Source organism: Dongia sp. (assembly GCF_041905885.1).
Classification (GTDB): Bacteria; Pseudomonadota; Alphaproteobacteria; order Dongiales; family Dongiaceae; genus Dongia.
This window is the reverse complement of the sequence record NZ_JAYRKD010000007.1, coordinates 125120-141587: the sequence shown is the minus strand read 5'-3', so window position 1 is coordinate 141587 and position 16468 is coordinate 125120. Positions and strand designations below refer to the sequence as shown.

Here is a 16468-nt window from a genome sequence, read left to right as displayed (position 1 = left end):
GTTACAACCGGAATCCGAGATCGAGACCGGTCTCCGAAATGCGATTGGCGCCGCGCCCGGCCAGCACCGTGCGCGCAAGCGCGCTGTCGGAGCCGAGGATGCCGGGACCGTTGCCGTCGAGAATCTCCCCGTCGCCCTGCGGTGCGAGCGCTGCCGGGCGCGTGCGCCAGCCGATCGAGAGGCCGAGGCCTGCAGGGATGAACTGGCGCAGGATCGCCCCGACCAGCGGCTCGACTTTCAGCCGGACGTCGCGCGGCGCGGTGAGCACGATGCGCAACCCGGGCGCCAGCACCCGCAGCGGATCACAGTCCGACGGGCTGCAGCTGAGCCGCACCCGGCCGAGCGCCGCCTTGTGGTTGAAGGCCGCAACCCGATCGGACATGCCGGCGATCAGTGCCGGCAGCGCCGCGCCGGGGCAACCTGCGCCGCCGAGCCGGATCACATCCCGGTCGACCGTGTCGTCGCGGATCGCGACCGAACCCGAGGCGCCGACCAGGCAGCGCAGCAAGCGCTCGAGTCCGTTGCGCGTGCCGCGCCCGCGCTGGAGTACCGCTGCATGACGGAGGATGCAGCGCTTCGCTGCTTCCGGCAGCGCCGAATCCCAGGGCAGGTCGAGCCAGCCCGCGAGATAGTCCAGCCATTCGTCCGGCGCCGTGTCCGGATCGATGTTGCGACCGATGCCGCGGATCTTCTCGTCCAGGCCCTGGCTGGTCACCTCGAGCACGCCGACCAGCCGACGCAGGAAGCCCCGGGGATCGTTCTTCGGGCCGCGGAAGATCGCGGGCAGATACTGGACCAACGAGAAATCGGGATAGAGCACGCGCAGCCGCGTGAGGACCGGCGGCGGCGTGCCAGGCGGCGTCGTGACGCTGATGCGCAGCCAGAGCCAGCGGTCCTGCGATTCGAACAGCGGGAACGCCACGGGCTGTTCCTTGGCCGTCGGTCCGGTGATCCGCAGCTCCTGCTCGGCCGGTGGCGCCAGCAGCCTCCAGATCCGGTCTTGCCGCGCCTGCTGGGTCAGCGTGCCGTCGGCCGCGATCCGCCGCACCTGGCCGGCGAGGTTGCGATCACTGGTGCTGGCATAGGCGACCGCGAGCACCGCGCCGATGGGCAGCTCGGTCATAATTTCGGCGCGCAGCCAGCCGCGATCGTCGCCGAAGGGCGGCGAGTCCAGCATCGGCGTCAGCAGCACGCTGCTGGATTCGCGCTGCCCCGAGGCTTCACTGCTATCGAGCCGCCAGAGCCCGTCCGCACGGGCGAGCCAGAGATTGCCGTCGCCGATGGCGATATCGATCCGGTCCTGGGCATCGCCCGACAGACCGTCCAGCGGACCTTCGATGAGATCGGCGCTGGCGTCGAACACGCAGACCGTCGGCGCCGCTTGCCCCTCTCTTCCAAGCAGCACGAAGCGCGTCCGGCCGTCGCTCGCGATCCGCTCCGCCGTCCACGTCGGCCCGGCGATGCGGAGATCGAGCTTGCGCGGCGCGGTGCGGTCGTCGCTCTGCACCACCCAGATCGCCCGCCCATCCTCCTGCAGCAAGATGAAGGTGGCACCACCGGCGACGATGGTCAGCGCGCGCAGCGGACCGGACTCCGCCGGCGGCCTGCGGTGGGCGCGGATCGCCCCATGGCAATCGACCCGAACCAGCCGGTGGCTGCCATCCGGAAGCCGGGCGAGCAGCCATACGCCCTCTTCGCCATCGGGCGCCATATCCAGCAGGACAGCGTCCGCACCGAGCTCGGCCCCTCCCAGCGAAAGGTCGAGCTGCAGCGTTTCGCGATCGTAACGACGGAGCCGTGCCGGGCTTCCCTTGAAGGCCCAGAGCCAGTGGCGGTCGAGCAGCCACCGCGGGCTCTCGGCGAGCGCGGTGTCGATCTCGAACGGCCCGGCGACCGCGCCGAACGCGTCGAGCTGCATCAAGCGCGGCGCCTGCGCATGCGGATCGGAAATGCGCCACTGCACCCCGCCCAGATGATCCACCGCGATCGCTGTGGCGGCCGGCGCGGCGATAGGCGCCGGATGCAGGCCGAACCGCGTCGCCGGGTTGAGGGTGCCGTCGCGGCCGGGATCGAAGCCATGGATGAGGCAGGCGCGCCATTGATCCCCGGTCGAGAACTGATAGGACTTGATCGGGATCGCGCTCATCGGTCGCCTCCCGGCGCGGCGCGCTTCACCGCGATGTCCGCGGGCTCGATCGCCAGGCGCGGTAACCCGGTCGCACCGAGGACGATCGGTTTGTCGCCGGTATCTCGGCCGGCGGCGAACAGCTGCAGCGCTTTGACCTGGGCCACGCCGGCAACCTTCCGCAACCAGCCGGCGACCGACAACGGTGCAAGATCGCGGCCGAGCGGCCATGCCTTGTCGCCGGACTTCTCTGCCACCAGCGCCGTTTCGGCCTTCAGGACCTCGATCGCCATGCGCTGGACCACGGCCGGATCCGCTTTCGGCGCCGCGATCAGTTCCGCCGTGATCCGGACATCGACATAGCGCGGCGCGATGACGATCAGCCGCTGGCCCAATGGAAGATTCGGGGCGAGCCGCGCCCGGATCTCCTTCAGCCAATCGGCGGATTCCCGCTGCGGCTGTTCGGCATCGTGCGGACCGACCGCCAGCAGCACCCGTGTGCCGTGCGGGTAGCGCCGGCCGATGGCGGCGGTCACGATCTCCTGGGCGCGTGTCACTTTGAGATCGGCGCAGGACCGCGCGGCCTGCTCGAGGTCGCCGCGGTTGACGATCGGCCGCTGCAAGCGAAGGTCGGATCGCGCGAGCGATTGCAGCGCCGCCAGATCGCGCGCGCCCTCGCCGCCGGCAGTCGGCTTGCTGTTCTTGCCGAACGCGACGTTGGTGCCCGCGATCTGCCAGGAGATCCGGGCCGGCAGATTGCCGCGCGCCCCGGCGCTGACCGGATATTGCAGCTGGATCGCGGCGCCCAGCTCCGGAATGGCGCCGTTGATGCCGTTGCCGAAACGCAGCGTCCGCTCGATCGGGTCGAAGACATAGACCCGCGCCGCCGGCCCTTCCGCCGAGAGATCGGCGACCGCGCGCCAGCGCTTCCATTCCATCCGCTTGGAGATCTTGACCTCGAGGTCGAGTTCGCCGGCGCCGTAGCTGAGATCGGGGTTCTGCAGCTCATAGACCTGGTCGGGACGGCCGGTGCCGAACTCGCCGATCTCCTCGAAGGCGGTGCCGCCCTGCTCCACCGGCAGCACGTTGGGGGCGATGCGCTGCACGCGGGGCGGCAGCAGAAAGCCACCGGTCGCGCTCTGGATGACCAGCCGCCAGTCGGTATCGACCGGCCGCGGGATGCGCAGCAGCAGGACGCCGCCGCGCGAGAGCCCGCGCGTCCCATCCTCGACCAGCTCGACCGGCCGCCGGCCTGCACCATCCTCCAGCGTGACGGCAAGGCGGACCGCGCCGTGGGTTGCCGCCGGGGCACCGCGGGCCGGACGCGCCGGTGCCGGATCGCCCGCCAGCTCGACGCCGATGCTGATCGGCATGGCGTCCGACGCACTTCCGGCAAAGAGCCGGCCGCTGAACGCCAGCACCAGGCGGTCGCCGGGCGCGGGTGCGGCACCGAACGGCAGATAGCTGCCGCCCTCCTCGTTGTTGATCTTGGTCCAGCTCGGCTGCCTGCCGTCGGCGAACTCGGAGCGGATTTCAACCAGTACCGCCGGCGTAAGACGGAGGTCCCGCGCAATCTGGAAGTCCGGCGCCTGCATGTAGTCCGGCGTGATCGCGGTCGCCTTCGCAATCAATCCATCGGCGATCTGCTGCGGCGACCAGGGATTCTCCGGATCGGGCCAGACCAGTCCTCTGGACGGACGCGGGCCGCGCGGATGCAGGCCCATCAGCCCCGCATAGGCGGTGCGCTCGTCGCGGCGCATCCGCGACAGCGAGTAGATCTGTGCCTCTGCGACCCAGGCCATCAGCTCGATCAGCATGATCCCGGGATCGTGGATGTTGTGGTCGGTCCAATCCGGCGCGTAGGCCGGAATGACCGAGCGGCCGAGCTCGGCCAGCGCCGCAAAGGTGGTGTCGTCGAGCGGGAGGCGCAGGTCCTTCATGCCGGCACCGTGTCGTTGCCGATGTTGAAGGAAATGCGGATGTCGTCACCGGTCAGCTGCAGCAGCTGGGCGGGTTTCAGCACCGCGGGCAGCGGGATCAGTGCATCGTCCTTGTCGATCGTCTTGAACACGACATCGTCCACGCCTTCAAGCCCGTCGATCTCAACCAGGGCGGCGGCGATCTCCGGTTTGGACGGCGCCGTGCCGAGGCGCCATCCGGCGCCGTCGAGGCCGCCGCGGCCGGGGTCGAACAGCGTGACCAGCCGGGCGACGGAGTCTTGCGCCACCTTCGGGCTCATCTCGATCGCGGCGACGGTCAACTTGAGCTCGACCCGCAGCGGCACTGGATCCGGCGCCACCACCTGCAGCGCCGTCGCGGAGCCCGCGGCCGGCGCGGCCAACCCGGCGAGATAGTCGCGCAAGGTGCGGCGCAACGCCCGGTCGGGCAGCGGATCGGGACCGCGGCCGGCGATGACCAGTCGGAGACCGCTGCCGCGCGGCAGCGCTTTCGCCTGGCCGATCAACGGCGAGAATTGGAGGGCCAGCGTCTCGAAATCGCGCAAGGTAAGCGCACGCTCCCGCATGTTGAGATTGGCCGGCGCGAAGCGAATTGTGGCCGCCGCATCCTGCGCGGAAGCACCGCCGGCGGCACCCTGGGGCGCGATCACGCCCTCCACTCCCGGAAGCGGGGTCACCAGGCTGAGCTGACTCCAGGCCCGCACCGCGTTCGCCGATACATCGCCGACCTTCTGATAGGACTCGGCCACGATGTTGTCCGTGCCGATCGGCGGGATCATCCCGCGCAGGCCGTCGCCGAAGGTGATCGTGCCCGTCTCGTCATCCAGGGAATAGACGCGGTCATGCTTGCCCCAGTCCGCGACATTGGACACTTCCTTCCAGAGCACCCATGGCCCCTTCCAGAAGTGCAACTCCGCCTCGACATCGGTCCCGTTCCTGCGCAGCTGATCGATATCCTCGTCGCTCAAGGATTCGCGGATCCGAAGCTTGAGGCTGTCCTTGCGCACCGGCGGCCGCGCCAAGGCGATCTTCCTGTCTGGAGCGCCATCGGAGGAACCGAGCCGCTCGAAGGCCTGCGTCTCGGTGGCGCTGGCCCAGGCGGCATTGAGATAGATGGCCTGGATCTGCGGCCGCCATGCGTCTGCGGCTGCGAGGCCGGGAAGGATGCGCAGCCAGTATCGCTCATCTCCGAACAGACGCATGCGTTCCGGCGACCGCGCCAGGTTGAAGGTGACGGTGCCGTTTTCGTTGAGGCCGCGGGTGTTGTCCCTGACCCCTTCGATCCGCTGGAATGCGCCATTGGCAAGCGCGTCGACGCGCAGTGGCTCGTCCACCAGACCTTCGGTCTCGCTTACCAGGAACAGCAGGCTGATCGCATTGCCCTGCAGTTCACCGTCGAAGCCGAGATAGATCGCCGGACCTGCACTGACGACCTTCGACTCCCCGCTCGCCTTTTCATCGCCGGGACTCCAGGCAGCGCCGGTGGCGCAATCGATGCAGTCTGCGGCCGGCGGCTTCGCCTTGTCGTCGGACTTCCCGGTTGCCGCAAAGCTGTCCGCGCTGACTCGCGCCAGCTCCCAGGCCAAAGGCATGAAGTACCGCACACTTGCCCCCGGCGTGCGGTTGGCATCGGTCTGGTCGCGCAAGGTACCGCCGTCGAGCGCGATGACTTTGTCCGGGGCGATCGGGCAGCAGAGTTGGTAGGCCAGCTGGAAGTCGGTGACGTAGGGCGGCCGCTGGTTGTCCGTGTTGCGCTCGATTTCCTGGACCCCGTTGCCCTTGTCGGTGACTTTGACCGTCTCCTTGCCGAAGTCACCGCTTACCAGGCGCGCCCGGATCCAGAAATTGGTGCGGCCGGCAACGTCGGTCGCCTGCATATCGGCGGGCACGCAGAAGGTGACGTTGCCAGAGGAGACGAAGTCGGCTGTGCGGTCGAGCACGCCCTGGATGCGCCACCAGCCGCTACCGTTCCAGTACTCCCAGGAAAGTTCCGGGTTTCGTGGCGGCTCAACCGACAGAAGCTGCCAGTTCGGCACGCTCGAATAGGCGAGCCCTTTGACTTTCGCACTCGGTGGCACTGTCCCGTTCCACACGGCATCCAGCAGCACACGATTCTTCGCTGGAACCACAACCTTGATCGTCTGCGGATCGGGAGAGAGACCTGAGACGCTGACGCGCCCGTTGGCCAGGGCATTCACAGTCACCGCAGCAACCCCCTCGGTGCTCAGAGTGGGTAGCATCTGTACAGTCATCGGTTGCTTATGCTTCACGCGTCGGTAAGAGAGTCCCGGCCCCGCCGGCAAGGCGGGTGCGTCCGAGTCGATCTCGGCGACCCGGTTTGGTAAAGATCCGGTCACCGCACTCACTTCATAGATCCGGGCGTTGCTGCCGTCGGTCACGTGCAGAAGATCATTCGGCTGCGTTTCCTTATCGGTGGCTTCAAGCGCGATCTTGTGGCCCGACTTGCGCGTACCGTCCCGCGGAGTCGCGTCGAGCGCCTGATAGATCTCGACCGCCTGGGGATTTGGATTGGGCGCCCGCGCGCTCTTGAGCTCCAGAGCCCAGCCGTTGTTGGGCAGCGGCAGGATCGTCTGGACGTCGAGGAACGGATCCACAAGTCCGCCGGCTGTCAGCTGAAGCAGCAACGGGCCCTCGTTCGACCAGTCTGTGCCGTCGGTGAACACCGCGGCGTCGCTGAGCGCGGCGTCGGCCAAGGGTGCTATGCTTTCCCGACGCAAGCTCAAGATGCCTAGATCCCCGGTCACCGCAGGGAATACGACATCGGTGCCGAGATTGACCGGACCGGTGGATTGTTCGCCGATGCCGCCGACACCGAGCAGCGACCGGTAGACGTCGCCATTGAAAGGATACCAAACGGCCGCCCGCACGGCGCCCGACTCCCGCGCTGCCAGTATCACGCCGACACCGGCCCTGCCGGCCTCGGTGGAGACCGCAATGGAACCGCCGACCAGATCGATCGTATGTTCGACTAGATTCGCGTTATCGCCGATCAGTTTGTCGGGGTCGAAGCCGACCAGCTGCCGCCCCTGCGCTGTGGGCTTGCGCGCCGCGACATAAGCATGACCCGATCCGATCTTCATGATCAGCGGTCGGACCTCGGGATCGACTTTACCGAGGGCGGAAAGTGTCTGCCAAGTCCCCGTGGTCCTGCGACGCAGCAGACGGTCTGCCTGGTCGATGACGAACAATCCGTCCGACTCATCGCTTCCGCCCAAGACCGCGTTCTCGCGCACCACCGATGCGAGCCTGGCGAGCTTCACGGTGTCACCATCGCGCTGGGCTGACTCCCAGCCCGCCAAGTCTCCTTTGCTGAAATCCCAGGCGAACAGTTTCTCGTTCGCACGCAGATAGAGAATGAGTCCATTCCCCTTCCGCATCAGGAGTGGCTCGAATTCCGGTTCCGGCACCGTGGATTTGACCGGCGCGCCTAATGAGGTCCAAGTGCCCGCTCCGTTAGGCGTGTTAGACACCCAATGCCAGATGCGGCGTCCGTCACCGACGATAGCGTGAACTTCACCGTTCAGCATGGCGACGCTCGGCGGGTAGTTTCCTCCCAGGGGTATGAACTCCTCTTCGCGGGTCTGGGCCTGAATGGAATCGCGCTGGACGGCGGCGTTCGCCGCACTGGGCCGCCACAGCCGCTTCAGTTTGTGATCCAGGCCTACGGCAAGCGCTAGGGTTCCCATGCCGTCCCACGCAATCGCTGTCGCCGCGGTCTTAAAGCCGTCATCAAACTTAAATCCAAGCACAACGGTCGCACGCGGCTTCGAGAACGCCTCCTTGCAGCCGAGATAGAACGCATCGAATTGGCGCGGCTCGAGCCCCAACGGGTTAAATGGCGCATCGAGCACCAGCGGTCGCGTGTTAGCAAAGGCCTCAATCTTCACTCCACCGGCCGGCGCCGGCGGCGTCGCGGTCCCACAGTCCTTCGAGTTGATCTTCAGCTGCAGCGCCGATGCTTCCGACGGTTCCGCATTCGCTAGCGGCGCATAGGTGGCGCGGATCCAACGGCTTTTCGGCAGGCCGTCGGGTTCCGCTTCCTCAATGGCACCCGCAGGCTTCTCGAGCAGCAAGCCGCCCGTGGCCGTCTTGTCCCGCTTCAGTTCCTGCCAGTCGGATTCCGAGTTGCCCTGCTTGCCCCAATAGTGCCAGTCGGCGGCCTCGAAGCCGGCGCCGACCGGCGTCAATTCAATCGTCGCGGCGGATTCCAGGTTGAGTGCATCCTTGGCGCCGATGTAGAGCGCGTGCTGCTGGCGGCTGCGAATGGTCTCGCCGAAGGGATCGAAGACCGTCACCAGCGTGAATTTCTCCCCGGCCGGGAGCGCCTGCTTGTCCGCGAGAGCGTCATTCGTCGGCGTATTCAGCGGTGGAGCGATGCTGACGATGCCAGCATCGACACCGGTCACCTGGTATTCCCGCTGTTTCGAGTCCTTCAGCACCATGCCCGGTTCCAGGCCGACCTCGGGATCGAGCTGCAGTCGCGTCGCACCGTCGGGCGCCAGCGACCGCAGGGTCCATTCCTCGGGCAGAGCCGCCGGGGGCTGCAGCGGCGAGAGCAGCTTCGGCACCAAGGTGAAACGATCGTGCGCCGGATCGGCGGCGACCACGGTGGCGAGCTTAGCCCGGAGGATGCGAATCGGCTGCGCCGTCTCGAAGGTGACCGGCGCGTCGCCGGCGGTGGCCTGGATTTGCACGCCGGCCGGCGCGTCGATCGGGTCGGCGTTCTCGCCGCTGCTGAAGACGACCGGGATCGATGCCGCCCGCCCCGCCTCGCCGCGCAGCCCGAGCCAATGCAGGAAACCGCGGAAACTCTTTTCCGGCACCTTGTCGAAGCGCTGCGTCACCTCGGCGCCGATTCGCGCGGCGATCTCGAACAGGGCCGCGGCGAAATCGGTCTGCTCGCCGTCCGCGCCTTCGGCGCGCGGTCGCCATTCGGGCAGCCAGGCCCGCGCCCGCGCCGTCAGCTCGTCGCGCAGCGCGCTGCGCCGCCGGCGGTCGAGATGCGGTGCTTCGGACAGGGTCACCGGCGGCTCTCCTCGATCAACCCGACCGCGCCTTCGCGGAAGTAGAAGGGATAGACCAGGTTGCCGATCTGGTTGGTGCGGCGGACTCGGTACTCCATCTCGATCAGCAGCTTGCCTTCGGCCGCCCGCAACGGATCGGCGCGCACGCCCAGGACCTCGATTCGCGCCTCGTAGCGGCGCATCGCGTCGAGTACGGCCGCCTCGACGCGGGTCAGCGTCGCGACATCGATCACCTCGAACACCAGATCGTGGATGCCGCATCCGAAATCCGGCCGCATCACCCGCTCGCCGCGGGCCGTGCCGAGGATGATCTGGATCGACTGGCGGATATCGAGCTCATGGGCCGACCACTTGACTCCGCCGGTGCGCGGATCGATCTGCACCGGAAAGGCCCAGCCGCGCCCCAGCCATTCCTTGCGTTCGGTTTCGTCGACGCTCTGGGATTCGCCGCTCATGCGCGCACCTTCATCCGATCAGCACCGTCGGCGCGCCCAGGGCGATCGGGTTCGGCCCGCCGGGCTCGACCACGATGTCGCCTTGCCGCGCCGCCGGCAGGCCGCCAATCATCACCGTCACGCTGCCGACCGCGACCGTGCCGCCGACATGCGGCTGCAGGGCGTTGAACAGCGGGCAGGCATGGAAGTCGCTGTTGGCGCGCCAGGCGGGCTGGCCGCCGATCAGGACGGTGGGACAGCCCGGCCCCGGCGCCAACGGCGTACCGTGGCTGGTCTGGTCTCCGACGCGGGCGGCGGGCTGTCCCATGACCTTGTCCCCTTCAGTTGATGTTGACCATGGCGCCGCGCAGGCCGAGCGTCGCGCCCGCCTTGATGTCCATGGTGCCGCTGGACTCGATCGAGATCTGCGCCGCCTTCAGGGCGAGCTTGGCCTTCGCGGTGATGGTGATCCCGCCGCTGTTGCTCAGGATCACCATGCTGTTGCCCTTGGCGTCGTCGATGGCGATACCCTCGTCGTCGATCTTCAGCATCTTCCCGTCGTTGAGCTGAAGCTGCACCAGGCCCTTGGCGCCATCGTCGAAGATCAGCTTGTGGCCCTTGCGGGTGTGGATCAGCCGCTTGTCGTTCTTGCCGTCGCCATTCGTCTCCGGCGCCTTGTCGACGCCGTTCCACAGGCAGCCGATGACATAGGGAAAGCGCAGGTCGCCGCGATCGAACGCGACCAGGACCTCGTCGTTGACCTCAGGGACGAAGTAGACCCCGCGCTTGCCGCCGGCCATCGGCATCGCGACCCGGGCCCAATAGCTCTGGCGCGGCTGCTCATACCAGGGATAGCTGACCTTGACCCGCGCCTGGCCGCTGGCGTCCTTGTTGTCGCGAACCACCGCGACCGCGACGCCCTTGGCGTAGCCGCCGGCCTCGATCGTGGTCTCGCGCGGCATCGGGTCCATCATGTTCATATCGTGCTCTCTTTCACCTTGAGACGGGCGCGATAGCCGCCGCTGTCCGCTTTGTGCGTGGTCTGCTGGATGTAATAGGTCTTGGAGAACGGCTCGCCGAGGTTGCCAAACACGACATTCCGGTCGGGACGCAGCTCGGGGAGCCCGATGCATTCCGCCTCGCCGGTCAGGAAGCGCTTGGCATGGTCGTTCAGCACAGCCTGGGCGCGGCGCTTCGCCTCGGCCTCGGTGAAGACCGGCTGGCGCAGCTGCAGCACCGGGTCGATGCCGAGTGCGGTCTTGACCCGCTCGCCGCCGCTCTTGCCCTTGGCGTCGTGCCCGGATTCCTCGCCGGCGACCGCCCGCCCGACGATCGGCTTCTTCGTGTCGGGGTCCCAGCCATAGACCTCGACGGTCGACACCTGTGCGGCGAGATTGACCTCCGGCTTGAAGCTCAGCAGGCTCTCGCCCCAGCGCAGGGTGATGATGCCATCATCCTTGTCGTGCGGCGGCCCGAACCGGAGCCGCTTGTCCTGGTCGACGTAGAACTCGAAGTGGTTCCGCTCCGCCAGCTTCTTGACGAACTCGAAGTCGCTTTCCTGGTTCTGCTCGATCTGCGGATGCTTCTCGGCGGTGGGCTCGATCGCGGTCTGGAGATTGTGCGCCTTGGCGAGCTTGGCGATGACGTCGCTGTCGGATTGGTCGGTCCAGCTCTGGGACCGCTTGCCGAGCGTCATCGGGAAGAGATGGTCATAGCCGGCGACGCTCAGCTCCGGCGCGCCGCTTTCCGAGAAACCGGTGGTGATCTCCGTGATCACACCCTGCAGCATGACCTTGAGTTTGGTGGCATCGCCATAACCGATGCCGATCTCCACCTGCGCGCCGAATTTCAACAGGCCGAACAGCGGCTGTCCGTCGGCATAGAGGAAGGCGCGCCGCTCCATGTCGTAGGTGTGGACGACGGTGAAGCTGAAACGCCCGGCGGCGCCCAGGGTGAGATCGACCTCGACCTGGCTGACCCCGATGCCGAGCTCCCGCACCAGGTCCTTGCCGGACACCTTGATCGCAAAGGCCGGGACGTAGAAGGCTCCATAGGTGCGCGAGGCGTCAGAAATGTCCATCGTCGCGCTCCAAGGGTGGGACCATCACCCAGTCGCCGGGCGCAATGTCGCGCGGATCGTCGAGATCGTTGTGCTCGGCGATCCTGCGCCAGAGCGCGCAGTCGTTGTATTCGCGCGCCGCCAGCGCCCAGAGCGAATCCCGCCCGACGATGACGCGGCGCTTGCTCTTGTCGGCAGATTGCAGGCGCGGCTCGCGCACCAGCTCGGGGAGGGTCTTGTATTCCTTGAAACTGATGTTGAGCGTGGCGCGCGCCAGCGTCCCGTCCGGCCGGAACAGGGTGAACTTGCGCGACAGCTTCTCGACGACGGCGGTGAAATGCAGCTTGCCCCAGACGAACTGCACCGGCGACGGCGCATGGAGGTCGCGGTCGATCTCCAGCAGCCCGGCCAAGGCGGCGACATTCTGCTCGACGCTCTTTCCATCTTTTGGCTTGTCGGTGTAGTCGTCGAGGAAGAGCTCCATCGACAGCTGGTCGGCCTCGCCGTTGATGAATTGCAGCAGCGGCCCGCTGAGACCCGGGATCGAGGTCGATTTGAAGGCGTTCGCCCGCTCGATCGAGTATTCCGCGGGATTGAACATGACGGTGATCCGCTGCGAGGCGTTGGCCCCGTGCAGGATCTCGATGGTGGCTTTCTCCAGTGCCATGGCGACCTCAGAGTCCGCGGCGTTCGCGTTCGATGCGCATCCGGCGCTCCAGCCGGTGCATCACGTCATCGGCGATGCGGTCCAGCACGGGCGGTGCAAGCACGAGCGCCGTCTCGGTCTGCGACGCGGCCGGGCGCCGCGACCCCGGAACCGAGGCAGCGGTGGCAACCGCCGACGGCGCCGCGGCGCTCGCATCGGCCATCGGCGAAGCCTGGGCAGGGCCGCCGGCAGCTGCTGGCAGCGCCAGGGCCGTTTGCTTCGACTTGCGGAAGATGCGCTCGGCGCCAGAGTCGGCGGCGCGCGGCGGGACCGGTGCGACAGGGTCGCTGCGCACTATCTGCGCGACCGGTTGCACCGCCTGGCGGAAGGCTTGGGTCGGAACCAGACGGCGTGGCGTCAATGCAGAAGCCTGGGCCCGCGTCGCAGCCGTCCCTTCGCTGCGGGCGGCTTGGTGGAGAGTGACCGCGCGTCCCCCGCGCCAGACGGCGGACGCCGTTCTGCCAATCACCGGACGCGTGGTTGCGATCTCATGGCGCGGGCGGGCGGCGCGGCGGAAGTCGACCGCAGCGGCGCTGTGTAAAGCCGAGCGGATGGGCGCTGCAATATGCCGCGACTGGACGACCGAGCGATGCCGTTTCACGCTCAGCGTCATCGGCGTGGACGGGCTCGCGCCCGCGCGGATTGGCGCCCACACAACACGCGCCGGGGCCGGCCGCATCCCCTTGGCAGCGGCTGCTCCGGCTGCAGCCGCTTTCGCCTCTCGATCTCTATATATAATGTCCCGCGGCAGCCGGGCCCGCTCCAGCCACCGCAGTGCCAGCGCCGCCGTCTGCTGCGGCGTCGGATCCGGTTGCAGCCGCACCATCCGCATCGCTTCGCCTGAGGCCCGGCTTTCGGGCGCGCGCACAGCCAACGGCGTGGTGGTAGCGGACGATACCGTGGTAGCGGATGACCGCGCCCGCAGGCGCCAATGCAGCGCGAGCAGGGAAAGCGACCGCCGGCCGGCCTGCAGCCGTCGCAGCCGGAACATCGCTAGGACGCGTCGCCGCATCGGCGAGCGCCGACGGGCCTGGGGCTTGATCCGGTGGGGCACCATTCTCATCCGCGCTTGATCCCGTGATGCGCGAGCTCGACACTTTCGATCAGCACCTGGCCGCTGGCGCCGTCGAGATCGCCGACCGACCATTTGACCGGGAATGCGTCCAGTACCAGCCAGCGCCAGACCTCGGTCTTGGTCTCGTCGTGCAAGCCGATGGTGAGCGTGCGCCGCTCGATCTTTCCCTCGACCACCGCCTCCTGCCAGTCCCAGAGGTACTGGTCGATCAGGCCGCGCTCCAGGATGAGGTTCCCGTAGCTGGTCAGCGTCGCGAGCTTGTGCTCGAAATCGTTGACCCCGCCTTCCCGCCGCGTCTCGACCTTCACTTCGCGCACCAGGCCTTTCACCCGCGCAAACCCGCCGTGCTGCACGTGATCGAACTCCACGCGGAAGCGAAAGCCGTGATAGGGATCCTTGCGCGCCATGCGGTGGTCCTAGAGTCCCTCGAAAGGATTGGGCGGCGAGCCGTCGAGCGTCCGGTTGATGCCGGAGATCGCGCGACACCAGTGGCGCCGCTCGGCATGCTCGAGCGCAAACAGCTCGCCCGGTCCCCAATGGAAGTGAAAGGCGATGAAGGCCATCTCCTCCCGGAGCTGCTCGGGCGGATAGGCCTTCAAGCTTCCCCCACGGTGTGGAAGCCCTTCTGCAGCGCCTCTTGGCCGCGCGCCACGCCGCCGGCGATCGGCGCCGGCAGGGGCTCGTCCTCCGGCACGCTGTTGATTCGCTCGTAGAACCGCTGCAGGTAATCGAGGTCGGAAGCGAACAGGCCTTCGATCACCCGCGTATCCACCTCCTGCAGCTCGCCGAGGCGGGTGACGACGCGGGAGAGCACGATGACCGCGAGGTAGGCCTCGTTCTGCTGCACCCGCGGGTCGCGCAGCGGCAGGATCTCGTCGGCCGCGGTGGCGAGCCGCATCACGCCCTTGCGATGCAGGATGCCGGTCTGGTCGAGATAGCCTTTCGGCAGCGTGAACTCGACCTCGGTCTGGAATCCGGCTGAAGATTTCGGCTGCATGTCTTGGCTCCTGTTGCCGCGCTACTACTGCACGCGCTCGATGCCTTCGTTGACGAGCTCCAGGAGCTCGATGAAGACTTCGTTGCCCTTGCCGTTGAGGCCGCTCGGCTGGTACTTCATCGGCCAGGCCTCGCTGACCACGAACCGGGCCTTGTCGGCGCCGGCTTCGTCCATCACGATGATCGCGACCTGCTTGCGGTTGCTCTGGATCTGGCCGGCCATGATCGCCTTGTGCCAATCGTAGAGCTCGGTGGAGTCGGTGACTCCCCACTTGAGCGTGATGTTTCCGAACTTGGTCAGGCCGTCGAGCTTGCGCACATGTGCGGGGTCGCTGCCCTCCCGGTAGTCCACGGCGTCGGTCGTGGTCTCGCCCATGGTGACTTCGCTGAAATTGCCCTGCTTGATTCCGGCGATCTCCAGCCGGAAGCGGAAATTGCGGAGCGGGTCCTTGCGTGCCATTTCGGTCTGCCTCCTCTAACGCTGCGCTTCCGCGGTCTGCTGGAACACGCGGAAGATGACGAACTCGGCGGGCCTGACCGGCGCGATGCCGATCTCGCAGATCAGGCGACCGTTCAGGATGTCGTCCTGGGTCATGGTGGTTCGATCGCAGGTGATGAAGAACGCCTCGTCCTCGGTGCGCCCGAACAGGGCGCCCTCCCGCCACTGCGTGCGCAGGAACAGGCGGATCGTGTCCTTCACCCGAGCCCACAGCCGATCGTCGTTCGGCTCGAACACCACCCACTGCGTGCCCTCGTAGATCGAGCGCTCGAGGAAGATGAACAGCCGCCGCACCGAGACATACTTCCACAGCCCGTTGGAGGTCATGGTGCGCGCGCCCCAGACGCGGATGCCGCGACCTGAGAACTTGCGGATCGCGTTGGCGCCGCGCGGGTTCATTGTGCCCTGAACCTCGTCGTTGATGTCGAACTCGACGTCCAAGGCGCCGCGGACGATCTCGTTGGCGGGCGCCTTGAAGACGCCGCGCTCAATGTCGGTGCGCGCGTAGACGCCGAGCACATGTCCGCCGGGTGGGACGGGCAGGATGACCCCGGTCTGTGGATCGGAAATGTGTATCCAGGGCGTGTAGAGCGCGGCGTAGGAGCTGTCGGTGGTGAAATCGTCGCGCGGATTGATATCTCCTGGCGCCGCGGTCCGGCCGGGATCGATCACGGCGAAGCGGAAGCGTTCGAGCTCGCAGTGCTCGATGACGGCTTTCGCGATGGCGACCTGGTTGGCCAGTGGGAACGGCGCATGGACCAGCGCGACGTCCTTGAACGCGTCAAGCTTCAGCGCCGCCAGGCCCTGCACGTCCTCGCGCGGAGGATTCACCTCGCCCTTGTAGTCGTCGTCGCTGAGGTCGTTGTCATCGACGCCGTCCTGGTCCAGATACTCTCCATCGGCCGCGGTGTTCGTGGGCTTGGAATCGGTCCCGTTGGTCCGCTCGATCATCGCCAGCGCGGAGACCGGCATGTTGCTCGAACTATTAACCAGACGCTTCTCGAAGAAGTCCGGCGACTTCGGATCGACGGAGAGGTCGTCGAAGTCCTCCTGGTACTGCGGGCGCGGCAGCTGGTTCCGGTTGTCGCGGTCGAAGGGATCGTACTTCTGGAAGCTGCCGGGATCCTCGCTCCAGTAGGCGAGCTGCAGGCGGAAGCCGGCGTTTCCATTGTTGTCTCTGGTCGAGCCGTCCTGGATCTTGACCCAGACGTGCTTGCCCCAAGCGCCCGGACCGACCGCCGTCACGGTGAAGTCGCCGAACACCCTTCTGGCCGGCGTGGCGTTCTGCCCGACGATCCTGCAGACGTAGAGCCGCTTGCCGCCGTTCTCGAAGAAGCCATTCGCCGCATAGGGCATGAAGCAGCCGGCACGGAAGACGCCGCCGAACCAGCGCCGATACTCCGTGTAGCTGGTCACCAGGCGCGGCCAGAGCGGCCCACGCTCGGTTTCTCCAAGAAAGGCCGAAGTGCTGGTCGGCACGCCCTCGATGGGTCGAGGCCCGCGCTCGATTTCTTCGACATAGACGCCTGGCGTCAAATATTCCGGCATGACTGGCTCCCTGGGTTCGTGCG

General features: G+C 67.1%; 14 protein-coding genes. All 14 read right to left on the bottom strand.

The features are described from left to right. Position 1 precedes the first annotated feature (1 nt). The 14 genes from ACH2CY_RS09580 to ACH2CY_RS09515 all read right to left on the bottom strand — a co-directional run bounded on the left by ACH2CY_RS09580 (position 2) and on the right by ACH2CY_RS09515 (position 16445). Positions 2-2146, bottom strand: a complete 2145-nt coding sequence (locus tag ACH2CY_RS09580) for a phage tail protein (RefSeq protein WP_395018479.1) — start codon at positions 2144-2146, stop codon at positions 2-4. Further along, positions 2143-4065, bottom strand: a complete 1923-nt coding sequence (locus ACH2CY_RS09575; protein WP_395018477.1) for a hypothetical protein — start codon at positions 4063-4065, stop codon at positions 2143-2145. Before ACH2CY_RS09575 ends, ACH2CY_RS09580 begins: the two co-directional genes overlap by 4 nt. Beyond that, positions 4062-9128, bottom strand: coding sequence for a hypothetical protein (locus ACH2CY_RS09570; protein ID WP_395018476.1), 5067 nt, complete (start codon positions 9126-9128; stop codon positions 4062-4064). Before ACH2CY_RS09570 ends, ACH2CY_RS09575 begins: the two co-directional genes overlap by 4 nt. Further along, positions 9125-9583 (bottom strand): GPW/gp25 family protein, encoded by a 459-nt coding sequence (locus ACH2CY_RS09565; RefSeq protein WP_395018474.1) that lies wholly within the window; start codon positions 9581-9583, stop codon positions 9125-9127. Before ACH2CY_RS09565 ends, ACH2CY_RS09570 begins: the two co-directional genes overlap by 4 nt. A gap of 10 nt (positions 9584-9593) precedes the next feature. Further along, positions 9594-9890 carry a PAAR domain-containing protein gene (locus ACH2CY_RS09560; RefSeq protein ID WP_395018472.1) on the bottom strand — a complete coding sequence of 99 codons (297 nt, stop codon included), beginning with the start codon at positions 9888-9890 and terminating at the stop codon, positions 9594-9596. Between the two features lie 13 nt (positions 9891-9903). Further along, the gene (locus ACH2CY_RS09555) at positions 9904-10542 is read right to left on the bottom strand and encodes a phage baseplate assembly protein V (protein ID WP_395018470.1); all 639 of its coding nucleotides are present in this window, start codon (positions 10540-10542) and stop codon (positions 9904-9906) included. Continuing rightward, positions 10539-11642, bottom strand: a complete 1104-nt coding sequence (locus tag ACH2CY_RS09550; protein ID WP_395018468.1) for a phage late control D family protein — start codon at positions 11640-11642, stop codon at positions 10539-10541. Before ACH2CY_RS09550 ends, ACH2CY_RS09555 begins: the two co-directional genes overlap by 4 nt. Further along, on the bottom strand, positions 11629-12288 hold the full coding sequence (locus ACH2CY_RS09545; protein ID WP_395018466.1) for a hypothetical protein: 660 nt from the start codon (positions 12286-12288) through the stop codon (positions 11629-11631). Before ACH2CY_RS09545 ends, ACH2CY_RS09550 begins: the two co-directional genes overlap by 14 nt. Before the next feature lie 7 nt (positions 12289-12295). Beyond that, positions 12296-13318 carry a hypothetical protein gene (locus ACH2CY_RS09540; RefSeq protein ID WP_395018464.1) on the bottom strand — a complete coding sequence of 341 codons (1023 nt, stop codon included), beginning with the start codon at positions 13316-13318 and terminating at the stop codon, positions 12296-12298. 68 nt (positions 13319-13386) lie between these two features. After that, positions 13387-13809 carry a phage tail protein gene (locus tag ACH2CY_RS09535; RefSeq protein ID WP_395018462.1) on the bottom strand — a complete coding sequence of 141 codons (423 nt, stop codon included), beginning with the start codon at positions 13807-13809 and terminating at the stop codon, positions 13387-13389. A gap of 9 nt (positions 13810-13818) precedes the next feature. After that, entirely contained in the window at positions 13819-14001 is a 183-nt protein-coding gene (locus ACH2CY_RS09530) for a DUF6760 family protein (protein WP_395018460.1), read from the bottom strand. Beyond that, positions 13998-14399 carry a hypothetical protein gene (locus tag ACH2CY_RS09525; RefSeq protein WP_395018459.1) on the bottom strand — a complete coding sequence of 134 codons (402 nt, stop codon included), beginning with the start codon at positions 14397-14399 and terminating at the stop codon, positions 13998-14000. The genes ACH2CY_RS09530 and ACH2CY_RS09525 overlap by 4 nt, the downstream gene beginning before the upstream one ends. 24 nt (positions 14400-14423) lie before the next feature. After that, positions 14424-14858 carry a phage tail protein gene (locus tag ACH2CY_RS09520; RefSeq protein ID WP_395018457.1) on the bottom strand — a complete coding sequence of 145 codons (435 nt, stop codon included), beginning with the start codon at positions 14856-14858 and terminating at the stop codon, positions 14424-14426. 15 nt (positions 14859-14873) lie between these two features. Then, positions 14874-16445, bottom strand: coding sequence for a phage tail sheath family protein (locus ACH2CY_RS09515; RefSeq protein ID WP_395018455.1), 1572 nt, complete (start codon positions 16443-16445; stop codon positions 14874-14876). Positions 16446-16468 lie beyond the last annotated feature (23 nt).

Bases quoted from the DNA above. Each gene is read 5' to 3' on its own strand.
- ACH2CY_RS09580 (WP_395018479.1), bottom strand. From the start codon at position 2,146: ATGAGCGCGATCCCGATCAAGTCCTATCAGTTCTCGACCGGGGATCAA.
- ACH2CY_RS09575 (WP_395018477.1), bottom strand. From the start codon at position 4,065: ATGAAGGACCTGCGCCTCCCGCTCGACGACACCACCTTTGCGGCGCTG.
- ACH2CY_RS09565 (WP_395018474.1), bottom strand. From the start codon at position 9,583: ATGAGCGGCGAATCCCAGAGCGTCGACGAAACCGAACGCAAGGAATGG.
- ACH2CY_RS09560 (WP_395018472.1), bottom strand. From the start codon at position 9,890: ATGGGACAGCCCGCCGCCCGCGTCGGAGACCAGACCAGCCACGGTACG.
- ACH2CY_RS09555 (WP_395018470.1), bottom strand. From the start codon at position 10,542: ATGAACATGATGGACCCGATGCCGCGCGAGACCACGATCGAGGCCGGC.
- ACH2CY_RS09550 (WP_395018468.1), bottom strand. From the start codon at position 11,642: ATGGACATTTCTGACGCCTCGCGCACCTATGGAGCCTTCTACGTCCCG.
- ACH2CY_RS09545 (WP_395018466.1), bottom strand. From the start codon at position 12,288: ATGGCACTGGAGAAAGCCACCATCGAGATCCTGCACGGGGCCAACGCC.
- ACH2CY_RS09540 (WP_395018464.1), bottom strand. From the start codon at position 13,318: ATGTTCCGGCTGCGACGGCTGCAGGCCGGCCGGCGGTCGCTTTCCCTG.
- ACH2CY_RS09535 (WP_395018462.1), bottom strand. From the start codon at position 13,809: ATGGCGCGCAAGGATCCCTATCACGGCTTTCGCTTCCGCGTGGAGTTC.
- ACH2CY_RS09525 (WP_395018459.1), bottom strand. From the start codon at position 14,399: ATGCAGCCGAAATCTTCAGCCGGATTCCAGACCGAGGTCGAGTTCACG.
- ACH2CY_RS09520 (WP_395018457.1), bottom strand. From the start codon at position 14,858: ATGGCACGCAAGGACCCGCTCCGCAATTTCCGCTTCCGGCTGGAGATC.
- ACH2CY_RS09515 (WP_395018455.1), bottom strand. From the start codon at position 16,445: ATGCCGGAATATTTGACGCCAGGCGTCTATGTCGAAGAAATCGAGCGC.